Here is a 16,947-nt window from a genome sequence, read left to right as displayed (position 1 = left end):
GCTCAGGACTTCGCTTTGTAGTTGCGCACAGCCGTCAGGCTGTCGGACAATGTTGGCATTTCGATGGCCAGGTTGCTGCCCTGCACCTGACGCAGCAGGGCTTGCGCCGTCTGCGTGCTCTTGGCGCGGGTGTCGAAATACTTGGCCAGCGCATCCTGGGCAGCGATCAAGTCGTTGCGGAACGCCGTTTCATTGCGCGACAACAAGGCCATGCGGGCATTGAGCAGGCGCAACTTGACGTTTTCACGCAAGAAATACGCTTGCGTCGGCGACAGCATCAGCGCTTCCGGCGTATCGACACGGCGGATGCGGATCAATTGACGCACGTCGGCCCACATGTCGCCGCTCCAGGTATTGAAGCCGTCGCGCACTTTTTGCAGCAGCGGTTCCGGCGCGGGCGGTCCCACCAGCTTGCCGCTGGCATCGCGCACGGGCTTGGCCCCAGCCTTGGCCTTGCCCGGCTTTTCCGGCGCGGCCGGCAAGGCAGGCGTTTCATCGGACAGCATCGGCAGCGAGTCGACCTGGGCGATCACGGCATCGAGGCGCAGGGCCACGCCCGTCGAATCGACGCTGGGCAGGGCCTTGAGTTTTTCCATGTCGCGGCCGATGGCGCGGCGGATGGTGATGAATTGCGGCTTGTCGGAGCGCGACAGGCTGCGGTCCGCGTTTTGCAGGGCGATCAGCGCGCCGGGCACGTTGCCGGCCAGTTGCAGCTGCTGGCTGGCCGTCGACAGCACTTGCTCGATTTCCGTCAGCGCCCACTCGTCGCGGTTCTTCGACAAGTCGTTATACAGTTGTTCCAGCGCAAGCTGCTGGCTTTGCGTTTCGCTCTGGCGGTTTTCCAGCGCGCCCACCTTGATTTGCAGCTCTTTCGTGCCTTCTTGCACGTTGCGCGCCAGCACGCCCATTTCGGCATTGCTGACATCGCCTTTTTGCAGGCGCTTGGCCACTTCTTCGCGCAGGTTGCGGATCTGCTTGCTGGTCGACCAGCTTTGCGCAGCCAGCAGCACGGCCAGCACGATGACGGCGATGCTCATGGGCTTTTGCAGCTGTTCGAGCAGGCTCGGCGCGCGGCCAGCGGGTTGGTCGGCCGCCTGCGGCGCCGTCTTCACGGCGCTGCCAGGCGTTGCATTCGGTTCGGAGAGTGTAGGCATTTCGTTCATGGTCGTGATTGTAACGCGGCGAGCACTCCTGCGTCGCCTGATCCTGTCAGGGTGACACGGGCAAAACCCAGGGCCGCCGCCGTTTGTGCAATGCGGGCGTGCGGCACGATCAGATGCTGCTGTTGCATTTTCACAACAGCCGCCTTTTTACCATCCATTTCGTCCAGCAGCGCCAGCAAGCCGCGCAGCGCTTCCGAGCTGGTGATGATCCAGTCATTATTATGCTGCAACAGGTTTTCCAGGGTCGCCCGCAAGGCCGGCGTCAGCGTCGGCACCTTGCGGCGGTAAGCCGTGACGAACTCGACTTCGGCGCCGGCCGCGCGCAAGCCGTCGGCCAGGTAATCGCGTCCGCCATCGCCGCGCACGATCAGCACGCGCTTGCCGTGCAGGGCCGGCAAGTCCAGCGCCAGCAATAAATGTTCGGAATCGCTGCGCGCCGTATCGAGCGGACTGGTAATGCTGGCGTTGGCATCCGTGACGCCATGCGCGGCCAAGGCCGTCTTGCTGCCCTCGCCCACCACGGCCAGCGGCAAGCCGGATGGCCAGGCGGGCAGGTGCGCAAAGACGCAGTCGATGGCGTTGGGCGAGACGAACGCCACCAGGTCGTATTCCATCAGGCGCGCCAGCACGGCTTGCAGCTGCGCGCATTCCTGCTCGCCGTCAAGCGCGTGGATTTCCAGCAGCGGCAGCAGTTGCACGGGCAGCCCCAGCGCCGCGATGTTGGCGGCCAGCGGCCCCGCTTGTTGCGCGGGCCGCGTGATCACCACGGTGTCAGGCATGCGGCGCCAGGCCTTCATGGTTGTCGGGGGTGACGGCACACGAGGCGAGGATGCCGGCGGCATCTTGCCCGCGCAGCAATTCGGCCACCTGCTCACCCAGCTGTTCCGGCGCGCTGGCCGGGCCTTCAAGCTCGGCGCTGGCCATGCGCGCGCCGTCCGGCGTGGCGACCATGGCGCGCAAACGCATCTGTTCGCCCTCGACGGTGGCGAACGCGGCCAGCGGAATCTGGCAGCTGCCGCCGAAAATCTTCGATACCTTGCGCTCGGCCGTGACGGCTTGCGCCGTATCAATATGGTTCAGCGGCGCCAGCAAGCGCACCAGATCGGCGCCGTCCGCGCGTCCGCTGCGGATCTCGATCGCCATGGCGCCCTGGCCGGCGGCCGGCAGGCTGTCTTCCGGCGCCAGCACGGCGCGGATGCGCGACGCCAGGCCCAGGCGTTTCAAGCCGGCGGCGGCCAGGATGATGGCCGCGTAGTCGCCACGGTCCAGCTTGCCCAAACGCGTATCGAGGTTGCCGCGCAGCGGTAAAATCGTCAGGTGCGGATAGCGCGCGGCGATCAGCGACTGGCGACGCAGGCTGCTGGTGCCGACGACGGCGCCATGCGGCAGCTCGGCCAGGCTGGCGTAGTCGTTCGAGACGAACGCATCGCGCGGGTCTTCGCGCTCGAGGATGGCGGCCAGGCTGTAGCCCTCCGGCAACTCCATCGGCACGTCTTTCAGCGAATGCACGGCCAGGTCGGCGCGGCCTTCTTCCATCGCCACTTCCAGCTCCTTGACGAACAGGCCCTTGCCGCCTACCTTGGACAAGGCGCGGTCCAGAATCTGGTCGCCGCGTGTGGTCATGCCGAGAATTTCAACGCTACACTGCGGATACAGGGCGGCCAGGCGTGCGCGCACGTGTTCAGCTTGCCACATGGCAAGACGACTCTCGCGCGTGGCGATCACCAGGCGGGCAGGAATATTCAATTCGTTCGGGGTCAATTCGGATGCTTTCAAAACAAGTTCTTTCGCTGTGGCTGTCGTTGTCATTATCGTTGCCAATTCGCCCGTCCGATATCAATTTGTATCGGAATGGCGCCCGGCGTCGCTATAATCGTTATCCCTTGGCCTAGAAGGCCAAGTCAGGCTAGCGTCCATGTTGAAGACCACAAATTTTATCATGCGCCCCCTCCCCTCTGCGGCCAAACGCCCGGTGCGATCCACATTCCCTTGCTTTTACACTTACTTTGGTTCTTTATTATGCTCAATGACGCAGTAGCACCAGAAATAGTTCCAGCGGCCGGCTCCGACAAGGACGCGCCGCTGAAAGAAGACATCCGCCTGCTGGGCCGCCTGTTGGGCGACGTGCTGCGGGAACAGGAAGGCGACGCCGTCTTCAATGTGGTGGAAACCATACGCCAGACCTCCGTGCGCTTCCGCCGCGAAGCGGACGCGGGCGCCGCGCTGGAGCTCGACGCCATGCTGAAGGAACTGAGCCGCGAACAGACGATTTCCGTCGTGCGCGCCTTTTCCTATTTTTCGCACCTGGCCAACATTGCGGAAGATCAGCACCACATCCGCCGCCGCCGCGCCCACCTGCTGGCCGGCTCGCCAGCGCAAAAGGGCAGCGTCAGCTTCGCGCTGAAAAAACTGCGCGCCGCCGGCGTGCCGCGCAAGACGGTCGACACTTTCTTCCAGGACGCCCTGATCGCCCCCGTGCTGACGGCCCACCCGACGGAAGTGCAGCGCAAGAGCATCCTCGACGCCGAGCACGACATCGCCCGCCTGCTGGCCGAGCGCGACCTGCCGCAGACACCAAAAGAGCGACACGCCAACATGCAGCTGCTGCGCTCGCGCGTCGCCACCCTGTGGCAGACGCGCATGCTGCGCTACTCGAAGCTGACGGTGGCCGACGAGATCGAAAACGCCCTGTCCTACTACCGTATCACCTTCCTGCGCGAACTGCCGGGCCTGTATGACGACATCGAGGACGATATCGCCGCCGAGTACCCGAACGGCGATGGCACGATCGAACCGATCAACGCCGCTTACGTGCAGATGGGCAGCTGGATCGGCGGCGACCGCGACGGCAACCCGAACGTCAACGCGGGCACCATGCAGCACGCGCTGGCGCGCCACGCCACCACCATCCTCGACTTTTACCTCGACGAAGCGCATGCGCTGGGCGCGGAATTATCCGTCTCGACCCTGATGGTGGGCGTGAGCGCCGAACTGCAGGCGCTGGCCGACCAGTCGCCGGACGCCTCGCCGCACCGCAGCGACGAGCCGTACCGCCGCGCCCTGATCGGCATCTATGCGCGCCTGGCCGCCACGGCCCGCGCGCTGGGCGCCACCAACATCCTGCGCAAGGAAGTGGGCGCGGCCGCCGCGTATCCGGGCGCGGCCGCCTTTGTCGCCGACCTGCGCACCATCGTCGCCTCGCTCGAATCGCACCACGGCGCCGCCCTCGTGCGCCCGCGCCTGGCCACCCTGGCGCGCGCGGCCGACATCTTCGGTTTTCATCTTGCCTCGCTCGACATGCGCCAGACTTCCGACGTGCATGAGCGCGTGCTGGCCGACCTGTTCGCGCAAAGCGGCGTGGCCGCCGATTACACGGCCCTGTCCGAGGAAGACAAGCAGGCGCTGCTGCTGAACGAACTGGCGCAGCCGCGCCTGCTGTACTCGCCCTACATCAGCTATGCCACGGAAACGGATTCCGAGCTGGCGATTTTGCGCGCGGCGCGCGACATCCGCCAGCGCTACGGCGCGCGGGCGATTCGCAACTACATCATTTCGCACACGGAAACCGTGTCCGACTTGCTGGAAGTGTTGCTGCTGCAAAAGGAAACGGGCTTGCTGCGCACCGACTGGCAAACTGGCGACAGCAGCTGCGAGCTGATGGTCATCCCCCTGTTCGAAACGATCCCCGACCTGCAGCGCGCGGCCGGCATCATGAGCCAGGTCATGGCCTTGCCTTTGGTCAAGCAATTGATCGCCAAGCAGGGCCAGTTGCAGGAAGTCATGCTCGGCTATTCCGATTCGAACAAGGACGGCGGTTTCCTCACGTCCAACTGGGAACTGTACAAGGCGGAACTGGCGCTCGTCTCCGACTTCCAGAAGGCCGGCGTCAAGCTGCGCCTGTTCCATGGCCGCGGCGGCACGGTGGGCCGTGGCGGCGGACCCAGCTACGAAGCCATCCTGGCCCAGCCGCCGGGCACCGTCAATGGCCAGATCCGCCTGACGGAGCAAGGCGAGATCATCGCCTCGAAATTCTCCAACGCGGAAATCGGCCGGCGCAACCTGGAATTGCTGGTGGCCGCCACCCTGGAAGCGAGCCTGGCGCCGCAGGAAGCCAATCCGGCCCGCAACGGCCAGCTGGCGCAGTTCGAAGCCGTGATGGCGCAACTGTCGGACCTCGCCTATCACGCCTACCGCCACCTCGTGTATGAAACGCCGGGTTTTACGGAGTATTTCTTCTCGGCTACGCCGATTGCGGAAATCGCCGAACTGAACCTCGGTTCGCGCCCCGCCTCGCGCAAGGCCAACCAGCGCATCGAAGACTTGCGCGCCATTCCCTGGGGCTTTTCCTGGGGCCAGTGCCGCTTGCTGCTGCCGGGCTGGTTCGGCTTCGGCAGCGCCATCGAAGCGTGGATCAAGCAGGCCGACGGCGCCGCGCAGGATGACAGGATCGCTACCCTGCGCGCCATGTATGCAGAATGGCCATTCTTTGCCACCCTGCTGTCGAACATGGACATGGTGCTCGCCAAGACGGACCTGGCGATCGCCTCGCGCTATGCGGAACTGGTGGCGGACCAGGGCTTGCGCGAACGCATCTACAAGCGCATCACGGACGAGCATGGCAACACCTTGCGCTGCCTGGAGCTGATCACCGGCAATACCGAACGCCTGGCGGGCAATCCATTGCTGGCCCGTTCGATCCAGAACCGCTTCGCCTACCTCGACCCGCTGAACCACTTGCAGGTGGAATTGATCAAGCGCAACCGCGCCCTGTCCAGCGCCAGCAAAGTCGACGAACGGGTGCACCGCGGCATCCAGCTGTCGATCAATGGCGTGGCGGCCGGCCTGCGCAACACGGGCTGATCGCGTCACCTTGCCATCGGCAAACAGGGCCGGCACCGCAAGGGCCGGCCCTTTTGCTTGCCCAATGGAAAAATATTCTCAAGAAAGCAACAATTGGTATTACACTAGCGTCGGATACTTTTCCCTCTTCGGCGCCAGGCGCACCGCAGCGGCCAACCATGACGCCAGGAACGCGGATGAGCAAATGGTCGATTGAAACGCTGAGTTCGGCATGCGCCGCCCTCATCCTGATCATGATGGGCTGGCTGGCGGGCGCCGCCTGGCAGCAGCTCGACTTCTGGGAACACATCTGGCTGTCGCTGCTGCTGACGGGCGCCGCCGGCACAGCCATGTGGCTGATGCGCAGGCTGCGCGCCCGCCTCGCCAGCACGCGCCAGCAGCTCGACGCCAGCGCCATGCGCTACCGCGACCTGAGCGAGGCGGCACAGGACGGCATGTGGCAAACGGATGCGCAGGGCACGATCTTGCATCTCAACCAGCGCCTGTGCGACATGCTGGGCATCCCGGCGGAAAAGCTGCTGGGCCACAAGATGAGCGAATTCCACGACGAGGCGACCTTGCTGCGCCTGTGTCCTCTGCGCCAGACAGCCACGGATAGCTGCATGGGAGAATTGCAGTACCGTCACAGCGACGGCTCGGAACGCTGGGCCATGATCAGCGGCCGCTGCCTGTACGACCCGCAAGGCAGCCTGACGGGCGCCCTCGTGCTGGCCAGCGACATCACGGAACACAAACGGGCCGAACACGCCTTGACCGTCGCCCATGCGGAGCTGGAAAGCCGCGTGGCCCTGCGCACGGCCCAGCTGCTCGATGTCAATCTGCAGCTATCCGCGGAAATCGCCATGCGCGCGCAAACGGAAGCGGCCCTGGCGCGCAGCGAAGAGCGGCTGCAAGACATCATTTCCATGATGCCCCTGTCGCTGTTCCTGAAGGATGCCGATTCGCGCATGCTGCTGATGAACCAGGCTTGCGAGCAGCAATGGGGCGTGCGATTCCAGGATATCGCCGAAGGACGCGACGTGCAGCACTTTCCCTCGGACCAGACCCAGGGGTTCCACGCGGCGGACCAGGAAGCGTTTGCCAGCCGCCAGGTGGTGATCCGCGAAGAACTGGTGTGGAACGCGCGGCTGCAGGAAAACCGCCTGCTGCAGACGCATAAAAAACCCATCTTCGATGCCCAGGGCCGGCCGCAGATGATCATCGCCATGGGCATCGACATCACGGAAAGCAAGCGCAACGAGGAGAATCTGCAGCGCACCCTGGCCCAGCTGCGCGAACTGACCGACCACCAGCAGACCATCAAGGAAGAAGAAAGGCGCCGCATCGCGCTCGACATCCATGACGACCTGGGCCAGAACCTGATGGTGCTGCGCATCGACGTGTCGCTGCTGCATGCGCGCACGGCCAGGACCCATCCGCGTCTGCACCGCCATGCCCAGCGCGTGCTCGACACCATCGACGCCACCATCCGCTCCGTGCGCACCATCATTAATGACTTGCATCCCAGCACCCTGGAGCTGGGCCTTGGCCCGGCAGCCGAATGGCTGATACGCCAGATGGAAAGCCGCGGCGCCATCCGCTACCAGCTCTCGCTCGACAGCGAGGCGCCCGACCTGGGCCTGGACCAGCGCCAGACGTCGGCCATCTTCCGCGTGCTGCAGGAATCGCTGTCGAACATCGTGCGCCACGCCCAGGCCAGCGAAGTGGAAGTGGCGCTGGCGCAAGATACGGATGCCATCGTGCTGCGCATCAGCGACAACGGCATCGGCATGCAGCCGGACGCTCACGGCAAAAAGGCCGCCTTCGGCCTGAAAAGCATACGCGAACGCGTCCACGCCCTGGGTGGCGAACTGCGCATCGATAGCCAGCAGGGCCAGGGCACGGCGCTGGCCATCCGCTTGCCGATCGCCAAAAGCCAGCCCATCGAAGCCTAGGACAATTCCAAGGCGAAAAAAAAGAGGCTTGCGCCTCTTCTTATTGAATCTAATTACAACTGCAATTACGACGCCTGACAGAACCGTCGCGAGCGGAAGTGAATTGTGGCCGAGACGCGGAACCGTACTTGAGTACAGTGAGCATCGCAGGCCGCAAGTCACGACGCGCAGCAGGTTCTGACAGGTGTCTCTAGTTTTGAGTGAGGAAGGTTTTGAGTTTGTCCGAGCGCGAAGGCTGGCGCAGCTTGCTCATGGCTTTCGCTTCGATCTGGCGGATACGCTCGCGCGTCACGTCGAACTGCTTGCCCACTTCTTCCAGGGTGTGGTCGTTCGACATTTCCACGCCGTAACGCATGCGCAGCACTTTCGCTTCGCGCGGCGTCAGGGAATCGAGCACTTCCTTGATCACGTTGCGCATCGATGCGTGCAGGGCGGCGTCCAGCGGTGCCAGGGTCGTGTTGTCTTCGATGAAGTCGCCCAGTTGCGAATCGCCATCTTCACCCATCGGCGTTTCCATGGAAATCGGCTCTTTCGCGATCTTCATGATCTCGCGCACCTTGTTTTCCGGCATTTCCATCTTGACGGCCAGGGTCGCCAGGTCCGGCTCGCTGCCCGTTTCCTGCATGATCTGGCGCGAGATGCGGTTCATCTTGTTGATCGTTTCGATCATGTGCACCGGCACGCGGATGGTGCGGGCCATGTCGGCGATCGAACGCGTGATCGCCTGGCGGATCCACCAGGTGGCGTAGGTCGAAAACTTGTAGCCGCGGCGGTATTCGAATTTATCGACAGCCTTCAGCAAGCCGATGTTGCCTTCCTGGATCAGGTCGAGGAATTGCAAGCCGCGGTTGATGTATTTCTTGGCGATCGAAATGACCAGGCGCAAGTTGGCGACCGTCATTTCGCGTTTCGCGTGACGGGCACGCTTTTCGCCGGCAGCCATCTGCTTGTTGATCTTGCGCAAGTCCGCCAGCGGCAAGGCCACGCGGGCTTGCAAGTCGATCATCTTCTTTTGCAGTTCCTTGACGGCAGGCACGTTGCGGCTGAGGATGGCGCTGTACGGATACTTGCAATCGACTTCGCGGTCGACCCATTCCAGGTCGCACTCATTGCCCGGGAACACCTTGATGAAGTGGGCGCGCGGCATGCCGCATTTGTTCACGCACAGTTCCAGCACGGCGCGCTCGATGTGGCGCACTTCTTCCATCTGGCCGCGCAAGGTGTCGCACAGCTTTTCCACGACCTTGGCCGTGAAGCGGATGCCCAGCAATTCCTGTGAAATGGCTTCCTGCGCCTTGATGTAGGCTTTCGAGTTGTAACCCTCGGGCGCCTTGCGCATCTTGTCGTACTGCGTCGAAATGACGTTGAATTTCTCCAACGCATTCTTTTTCAGCTGGGCCAATTGCTCGCTGGAGAAACCGGCCGCGCCGCCATTGGCGTCGCCGTCTTCTTCCTCGGCTTCTTCTTCCTCTTCCTCGTCGTCACCGCTGGCGGCGGCAGGCGCGGCGGCAGCGGCTGGCGCCGGGGCATTGCTTTCGTTCAGATCGACAAAACCGTCGACCACTTCATCGACCTTGATTTCGTCGCGCGCGATTTTTTGCGACAGCGCAACGATTTCGCCGATGGTGGTCGGGCAGGCGGAAATCGCCTGGATCATGTCCTTCAGGCCGCCTTCGATGCGCTTGGCGATCTCGATCTCGCCTTCGCGCGTCAGCAGCGCCACGGCGCCCATTTCACGCATGTACATGCGCACGGGGTCGGTGGTGCGGCCGAAGTCGGAATCGACCGTCGACAAGGCGGTCGCGGCAGCCGCTTCCACTTCATCGTCGCTGGTGACGGTGGCGACGTTGTCAGTCAACAACAGGCTTTCCGCGTCAGGAGCGCGCTCGTAGACGGCGATGCCCATGTCATTGAAGGTGGCGATGATGCCTTCGATGGCTTCCGGATCGATGATGTTTTCCGGCAATTGGTCATTGATCTCGGCATAGGTGAGGAAACCGCGTTCCTTGCCCATGTTGATCAAGCCCGTGATCTGCTTGCGGCGGCGTTCCAGGTCCGCTGCCGATGCTTCCGGATCGCCCAGTGCGTCCGCCAGGCCGCCCTTGGCCTTGCGGTCGCGCGCTTTCGAGACGGCCTTCAGTTCGGCGCGCTCGACGGCGTTGAGTGCTGCCACTTCATCGTTTTCCGGCGTGAATTCGCTTGGCTTGCGGCCACGGCGGCCAGGTACCTTGACGGTCGGCAGGAAGTAATTCGAGGTATCGATGGCGGCCAGGGCATCGGCGTCCGTGGTCTTGCTGACCACTTGCGCGCCAGTGATGATGGTCACGGGCGCCGCTTCAGGCTTGGCGCGCACGACTTTCGAACGGGCTGCCGTCACCACTTTGTTCGTGGCGGCGCTTTCGCTGACCTTGCGCGGCGCGGCCGGAGCCTTGGCGCCAGGGGCGATCTTCACGCTCGGCGTCTTGGCAGGTGCCGCTTCAGCGGCCTCGGCCACGTCGGCAACAGCCTCGGCGGCCGGGGCGCTGACGGCCGCTTCCGCAGCCGTTTCGGCCGCTGGCACGGCAGCCAGGCGCGAGCGGCTTTTCTTCACCACGGTGACGACGGTCGGCGCCGTCGTGACGGTGGCTTCCGGATTCGCTTGCGCATTATCGATGAAGTAAGATAAAGTCGTTTTGGGTACGGCAAGTGGCGCCGCGGCTGGGCGTGGCGCCTTGGCGGACAACGTTAAAGTTTTTGGCGTATTCTTCATGAGATATCTCTTAATGCGAGACCAGATGGTGTCGGCGCGAAGTGAATGATTCCACCTAAGCCTGCGAAACCGGACTCGATGGAGCGTATTGTTGCGGCTGCCGTGTTAACGGCAGCGGCGCCTGTCTATCGGGACGTTCAAAGCCCGCGCATCCGTCATGGGGAGCGGCGGGGCCGAAGCCGGGTCAGATAAATAAGCGATGTACATTGCGGAATGAAAAAAAGCCCGTACCAGAACGGGCTTGAATCTATTGTTGTTCAGTGAAGACAGCGGAGAGCAAGATTATGCACGACGGCCAGTTATCTGGATAATTGATAAACAAAATATCTGATATCAAAAATACTAATAATTGGGGGCCTGCACCGCACTGCTCCTATCCCCTGCACACCTGAGCCAGACCGTCAAATACGGGGTCCAGTCATCAGCGCAAGCCGACATTATACACATTTCCCGCATTTCGCGTTTGGTACGGCCAGCCACGCGCAGGCAGATTGCAGCGCAAGTTGCCAAAAAAGACAATGCACTTGCCTGTGGCGCGTGCTATGCTCCCCTTTTATAGCCCAACCAATGATGTCGATGACCAGCTCCACGCCAGACCAGCAAGCCACCACTCCTGACACGCCAGTCGATGCAGCCCCAGCGGCGGCACCGGCCGCAGCGACCACGCCGGCGCCTGCCGGCCTGACCGCGCGCGCCCTGCTGAAGCAGTTCCAGGAGCAATTCCCGCCATTCCGCGATTGCCTGCCCTTGTCGATCGGTATCGACAAGCAGATCCTGGCGCGCCTGCCGGATCTGGACCGCAAGCTGATGCGCACGGCGCTGGGCATCCACACGGGTTCGCTGCGCTACCTGCGCGTGATGGAAAAAGCCAAGGTACGCTACGACCTCGACGGCACAGCCGGCGCGGAAGTGACGCAAACCCACCGCGACCACGCCACGCAAGTATTGCAGCAGCGCTTCAAGAAGGAAGCCGAGCGCAAGAAAGCCGAACGCGACGCGGCCGCCGCCGAAGAAGCGAACCGTTTGCGCCTGGAAAAACTGAATCAGCTGACCGCGAAATTCTCGCGCAAAGGCTGATCCGGTTTCATGGACACAGCTGCCGCACTGCCACTGCCCCCGTATCAAGGCATTGCACTCGACCACGTCAAGCTGGTACGCACCAGCGATGATGCACAGGCGGCCATGGCCGCCCTGCTGGCAGCGGACGCCATCGGCTTCGATACGGAATCGAAGCCGACGTTCGTCAAGGGCGAGTCCTCCACGGGACCGCATCTGATCCAGCTGGCCACCGACGACATCGCCTACCTGTTCCAGGTGGGCAGCACGCCGGCCCCGGCCCTGGCCGAACTCAAAGCCATCCTCGAATCGACCACCACCCTGAAAGTGGGTTTTGGCCTGTCCGACGACGTCAAGCGCCTGCGCAACAAGCTGGGCATCGCGCCGGCCCAGGTGCTCGACCTGTCCGTCGCCCTGCGCGGCGGCCAGCGCAATGACCTGGGCGCGAAGACGGCCGTGGCCAAGTTCTTCGGCCTGCACCTGCAGAAATCGAAAAAGATTTCCACCACCAACTGGGCTACCTCGCGCCTGACGGAAAAGCAGATTCTGTACGCAGCCGACGATGCGCAAGTGGCCCTGCGCGTGTACCGCCGCTGGATCGCCGACGGCGGTAAGGTGGCGCCGCAAAAAGCCCCGCGCGCCAGCACGCCGCCGGCGACGCCGCCCGCCCCGCCGCCTGTCTCCGCCTGAGCCGGCGCGCCTTCCTGCAACATGAGCAAGAGCAAGTCCATCGGCACCACGCCTGACGCGATCGCCGCCGCCGAACAGGCGCTGGGACGCCAGCTGCCGGCGTCCTACGTGCAATGGTTATTGGCGAACAATGGCCGCGCGCTGGGTGCCTTGAGCGTGTTTCCCGTGTACGACGCGGCCAATGCGCGCAAGACGTGGGAATCGATCGAGCGCCATTACCGCACGAGCTGGCAGGAATGGCTGGAGAATGTGGACGGCGGCAACGCGGCCAATGCCCTGCTGCCCTTCGCCCAGTTCGGCACGGGCGATTACTACTGTTTTGACTATGCGCAAACGGGGCCATCGGGCGAGCCCGTGGTCGTGCTGTGGTCGCACGAAACAGGCGCCACCGCCACGGTGGCGCCCGACTTTGCGTCGTTCCTGACACTGCCCGGCCGCCCGGGCTGACACCCGGCGGCCGGCCCAGCCTTATTTGACGAGACGCAAGGTCAGGGGATAGCGGTAAGTGACGCCATTGCTGGCCTTGACCGCCGCGACGATCGAGCACACCAGATTGGCCAATGCGACGATCCAGAACAGGAACAGGCCGATCAGCACGAACGACAGGATGAAGCAGGCGAAATACCAGATGATCAGGGTGATCTGGAAATTCAGCGCTTCGCGGGCGTTCTCTGCCGAGAATTTATCCGCGTCATCTTTCTTGATCAAATAAATGATCAGCGGCGCCACCCAGCTGGTGAACAGGCCGCCAACGTGGGACAGAATGGCGATCGTCGTATCTTGCGTACGACCCACTTCCGGCTGCGTGTTATCCATTATCATTCCCATCATTAGTTATAGATACACCAATATAACAGCAATATTTCCTTTTGGAATGAAACACTTGCTGACGCAAGGGACTTTTTTTGTTCGCCGCTACACCGCCGCCAGCGCCAGCCGCCCCAGGGTGGCGATGGCCTCTTCCAGCTGCGGACTCCACGGGTGGCCGTAATTGAGACGGATGCAGTGGCGAAACGCGCGCGTGGCGGAAAAGATGGGGCCGGGCGCGATGCTGATGCCGGCCGCCAGCGCGCTGCGGTGCAAGGCCAGCGCATCGATACCGGCAGGCATCTCCACCCAGACGAAATAACCGCCCTGCGGCCGCGTGACCCGCGTGCCTGGCGGAAAATGTACGGCAATGGCTTGCAGCATGGTATTTTGCTGCGCCGCCAGGGTCAACCGCAGCTGGCGCAAATGGCGGTCATAGCCGCCTTGCGCCAGGTAATCGGCCAGCGCCATCTGCAGCGGTATCGGCGCCGACAGGCTGGTCGTCAGCTTCAGGCGCTCGACCTGGCGCGCGTAGCGGCCCGCCACGGCCCAGCCCAGGCGAAAGCCGGGCGCCAGGGTCTTGGAAAACGAACTGCAATGCATGACGAGACCCGCGCTGTCGTGGCTTTTCGTCAGGCCGGGGCGCTGCTTGCCAAAATACAACTCGCCATACACGTCATCCTCGATCAGCGGCACGCCATGGCGCGCCAGCAGCTCGACCAGTGCGCGCTTCTTTTCCGGCGACATCAGGCTGCCCAGGGGATTCTGGAAATTCGTCATCAGCCAGCACGCCTTGGGCTGGTGGCGCTGCAACAGCTCTTCCAGCGCGGCCAGGTCGACGCCATCGCGGGGGCTGGTAGCGATCTCGACTGCCTTGAGTTCCAGCCGTTCCAGCGCCTGCAGACACGCATAGAAGCTGGGCGACTCGATCAGCACCGTGTCGCCAGGCCGCGTGACGGCTTGCAGGCACAGGTTCAGCGCTTCCAGCGCGCCATTCGTGATGACGATGTCATCGCTGGAAACGAGCACGCCGTCGAGCTGGTAGCGCAAGGCAATCTGGCGGCGCAGCTCCGCATTGCCCAAGGATAAATCCGTGACGGTGCTCCACGGGTCGAGCCGGCGCATGCTGGCCGACACGGCCCGCGCCAGTTTTTCCATCGGGAACAGGTGCGGACTGGGAAACGCCGAGCCGAAAGGCACGATATCGCGCGCGCCCACGGCGCCCAGCACTTCGAACACGAGGTCGCTGACATCGACCGTGGTGCTGGCGTCGAGCGGGCGCGAACTGTCCGGCTCGGGGGCCAGCGCGGCGCGCTGCGGCGCCACGTAATAGCCGGAGCGGGGCCGCGAGACGATCATGCCGCGCGCTTCGAGCAAATAGTAGGCCTGGAACACCGTCGACGGGCTCACGCCCCTGCGCGCATGCTGCTGGCGCACGGAAGGCAACTTATCACCAGGCAACAACAGCTGCGTGCTGATCATGGCGGCCACTTCTTCCGCCAATTCCTCATATCGTTTCAACCCTGCTCCTCAAACTGATCCGTAGTTTTATTGCACAACTGATCCTGTCACAGTGACAGCACCCGGTATATGCTAGGGTAACAATATCCGGGCAACAACACCGGCACGCCATTCCCACCGACGAGACAGGTGATTTTTCCCATGCGACTTCCCATGCTACTGCATTCCCCCCTCGTGCTGCTGCTGGCCCTGGCCGCCTTGCCCTGCATGGCGCTGGCCGCGCCCGCCACCATCTCCGCCAGCCACGACAGCCTGGAGCAGCGCATCACGGCGTGCACGGCCTGTCATGCGCAGCAGGAAAAGCACGACGCCTTCTTTCCCCGCATCGCCGGCAAACCTTCAGGCTACCTGTACAACCAGCTGCTGAACTTTCGCGAGAGACGGCGCCAGTATCCGATGATGAACTATATGGTGGAACACTTGCCTGACGATTACCTGCGCGAAATTGCAGACTATTTTGCGGCACAGCACCCGGCTCCGCCGCCGGCACAGCCCAGCAGCGCCGGCACGACGGCCCTGGAGCGGGGTAAACAATTGGTGCTGCACGGCGATGCCGGCAAAAAAATCCCCGCCTGTATCGGCTGCCACGGCCAGCAGCTGGCCGGTGTGGCGCCCGCCATCCCCGGCTTGCTGGGCTTGCCGCGCGACTATATCAACGCCCAGCTGGGCGCCTGGAAAAACGGCATCCGTCGCGCCCACGCTCCCGACTGCATGGCGCAAGTGGCGCAGCGCCTGTCGGACGCGGACGTGGGCGCCGTCTCGGCCTGGCTGGGCACGCAGGTGGCCAGCGCCGACGCGCGCCCCGCCAGCAGCATCGCCCTGCCCTTGCCGCTGCATTGCGGTGGCGTGCCGGGCTCCAGTGCGCAGGTGGCGCCATGAAAAAGTGGATGATCGCGGCCGGCCTGGTACTGATCGCCGGCGGCAGCGCCAAATTCCTGCTGTACCCGAGCGACGACCTGGGCCCGCCTGCCGTGGCCAGCACCCTGAGCCAGGAACAGCTGGTCGCGCGCGGCGCCTACCTGGCCAAGGCGGGCGACTGCATGGCGTGCCACACGACGCGCGGCGGCGTGGCGTATGCGGGTGGCCGCGCCTTGCAGACGCCGTTCGGCAAGGTGCTCTCGCCCAACATCACGGCCGACAAGGAAACGGGCATCGGCAGCTGGACGGCCGACGATTTCTGGCGCGCCATCCACAACGGCAAGTCGAAGGATGGCCGGCTGCTGTATCCGGCCTTTCCGTACACCAACTACACCAAGGTACAGCGCGAAGACAGCGACGCCCTGTACGCGTATTTCCAGAGCGTGCCGCCGCACAAACAGGCGAACGCGCCGCACGCGCTGCGCTTCCCCTACAACCAGCAGGTCGCGCTGGCCGCCTGGCGCGCCCTGTACTTCAAGCCGGGCGTGTACCAGCCGCTGACGGGCAAAAGCATGGAATGGAACCGCGGCGCCTACCTGGTGCAGGGCCTGGGCCACTGCAGCGCCTGCCATAGCAGCCGCACCACCCTGGGTGGCAGCGACGACGGCCTGTCGGGCGGCCTGATTCCCGTGCTGGGCTGGTACGCGCCCTCGCTGACGTCGGATGCGGAAGCGGGCCTGGGCGACTGGGACACGGCGCATATCGTGGAATTGCTGCAAACGGGCGTGTCGCCGCGCGCCACCGTCTTCGGTCCCATGGCGGAAGTCGTGCGGCAAAGCTTGCAGCACATGAGCAACGCCGACGTGCAGGCGATGGCCGTCTACCTGAAAAGCCTGCCCGGTCCCGGGCAGCCCGCGCAACGCTCGCCGCGCGACACGTCGGAGCAAGCCAGACAGCAACTGGCGCTGGGCGCGAAACTGTATGAGGCGCAATGCGCGAGCTGCCACCGCGATGATGGCAAGGGCGTGCCGCCCGGCTACCCGCCGCTGGCCGGCAACCGCGCGCTGACAACGGAGTCGGCCGTGAACGCCATCCGACTCGTGCTCAACGGCGGCTTCGCGCCCGGCACCCGCGGCAACCCCCGCCCCTACGGCATGCCGCCGTTCGGCCCCGTCATGGATGACGCGGAAGTGGCGGCCGTGGTCACGTATCTGCGCGCGTCGTGGGGCAATGATGCGCCGGCCGTGTCGGCCCTGGAAGTCAACAAATACCGCAGCGTGCCCTTGGAGTAACAGGCATGAAAAAACCG

Annotated in this window: 13 protein-coding genes; 7 read left to right on the top strand and 6 right to left on the bottom strand. The window is 63.8% G+C overall.

Features of this window, described 5'->3' with window-relative positions; genetic code table 11:
* Window positions 1-2: 2 nt before the first annotated feature.
* From SJI03_RS17505 to hemC, 3 genes are read right to left on the bottom strand one after another with little or no spacing between them, the layout of a single operon-like run.
* Entirely contained in the window at window positions 3-1,163 is a 1,161-nt protein-coding gene (locus SJI03_RS17505) for a uroporphyrinogen-III C-methyltransferase (RefSeq protein ID WP_322428040.1), read from the bottom strand.
* Window positions 1,160-1,942: a uroporphyrinogen-III synthase gene (locus tag SJI03_RS17500; RefSeq protein ID WP_322428039.1), complete on the bottom strand. Its 783-nt coding sequence runs from the start codon at window positions 1,940-1,942 to the stop codon at window positions 1,160-1,162. Before SJI03_RS17500 ends, SJI03_RS17505 begins: the two co-directional genes overlap by 4 nt.
* Window positions 1,935-2,939 (bottom strand): hydroxymethylbilane synthase, encoded by a 1,005-nt coding sequence (hemC, locus tag SJI03_RS17495; RefSeq protein ID WP_322428038.1) that lies wholly within the window; start codon window positions 2,937-2,939, stop codon window positions 1,935-1,937. Before hemC ends, SJI03_RS17500 begins: the two co-directional genes overlap by 8 nt.
* 243 nt (window positions 2,940-3,182) lie before the next feature.
* On the opposite strand from hemC, the gene ppc reads away from it, so the two are divergent.
* Together ppc and SJI03_RS17485 are read left to right on the top strand one after the other, a co-directional pair.
* The gene (gene ppc, locus SJI03_RS17490) at window positions 3,183-6,023 is read left to right on the top strand and encodes a phosphoenolpyruvate carboxylase (protein ID WP_322428037.1); all 2,841 of its coding nucleotides are present in this window, start codon (window positions 3,183-3,185) and stop codon (window positions 6,021-6,023) included.
* 176 nt (window positions 6,024-6,199) lie between these two features.
* On the top strand, window positions 6,200-7,957 hold the full coding sequence (locus SJI03_RS17485) for a PAS domain S-box protein (protein WP_322428036.1): 1,758 nt from the start codon (window positions 6,200-6,202) through the stop codon (window positions 7,955-7,957).
* A gap of 190 nt (window positions 7,958-8,147) precedes the next feature.
* Here the strand turns inward: SJI03_RS17485 and rpoD are convergent, their stop codons facing one another.
* On the bottom strand, window positions 8,148-10,706 hold the full coding sequence (gene rpoD / locus SJI03_RS17480; protein ID WP_099380560.1) for an RNA polymerase sigma factor RpoD: 2,559 nt from the start codon (window positions 10,704-10,706) through the stop codon (window positions 8,148-8,150).
* Window positions 10,707-11,273: 567 nt separating this feature from the next.
* Between rpoD and SJI03_RS17475 the strand changes: the two genes are divergently transcribed.
* Genes SJI03_RS17475 through SJI03_RS17465 form a run of 3 tightly spaced genes read left to right on the top strand, consistent with a single transcriptional unit; the run spans window position 11,274 to window position 12,899 of the window.
* A complete protein-coding gene (locus tag SJI03_RS17475) occupies window positions 11,274-11,783 on the top strand; it encodes a ProQ/FINO family protein (protein WP_034758713.1) in 510 nt (169 codons plus the stop codon).
* 9 nt (window positions 11,784-11,792) lie between these two features.
* Entirely contained in the window at window positions 11,793-12,452 is a 660-nt protein-coding gene (locus SJI03_RS17470) for a 3'-5' exonuclease (protein ID WP_322428035.1), read from the top strand.
* A gap of 21 nt (window positions 12,453-12,473) precedes the next feature.
* Window positions 12,474-12,899, top strand: a complete 426-nt coding sequence (locus SJI03_RS17465) for an SMI1/KNR4 family protein (RefSeq protein WP_322428034.1) — start codon at window positions 12,474-12,476, stop codon at window positions 12,897-12,899.
* A 21-nt stretch (window positions 12,900-12,920) separates the two neighbouring features.
* On the opposite strand, the gene SJI03_RS17460 is transcribed toward SJI03_RS17465, so the two are convergent.
* On the bottom strand, window positions 12,921-13,268 hold the full coding sequence (locus SJI03_RS17460; RefSeq protein ID WP_034786172.1) for a DUF4870 domain-containing protein: 348 nt from the start codon (window positions 13,266-13,268) through the stop codon (window positions 12,921-12,923).
* 99 nt (window positions 13,269-13,367) lie between these two features.
* Window positions 13,368-14,780, bottom strand: a complete 1,413-nt coding sequence (locus tag SJI03_RS17455) for a PLP-dependent aminotransferase family protein (RefSeq protein ID WP_099380564.1) — start codon at window positions 14,778-14,780, stop codon at window positions 13,368-13,370.
* A gap of 153 nt (window positions 14,781-14,933) precedes the next feature.
* Between SJI03_RS17455 and SJI03_RS17450 the strand changes: the two genes are divergently transcribed.
* Both SJI03_RS17450 and SJI03_RS17445 read left to right on the top strand, forming a co-directional pair.
* A complete protein-coding gene (locus SJI03_RS17450; protein ID WP_322428033.1) occupies window positions 14,934-15,659 on the top strand; it encodes a c-type cytochrome in 726 nt (241 codons plus the stop codon).
* On the top strand, window positions 15,656-16,930 hold the full coding sequence (locus SJI03_RS17445) for a cytochrome c (RefSeq protein ID WP_322428032.1): 1,275 nt from the start codon (window positions 15,656-15,658) through the stop codon (window positions 16,928-16,930). Before SJI03_RS17450 ends, SJI03_RS17445 begins: the two co-directional genes overlap by 4 nt.
* Window positions 16,931-16,947 lie beyond the last annotated feature (17 nt).

The organism is Janthinobacterium sp. GMG1, from assembly GCF_034427795.1.
Classification (GTDB): domain Bacteria; phylum Pseudomonadota; class Gammaproteobacteria; order Burkholderiales; family Burkholderiaceae_D; genus Janthinobacterium.
This window is presented reverse-complemented; position numbering and strand designations above follow the sequence as displayed.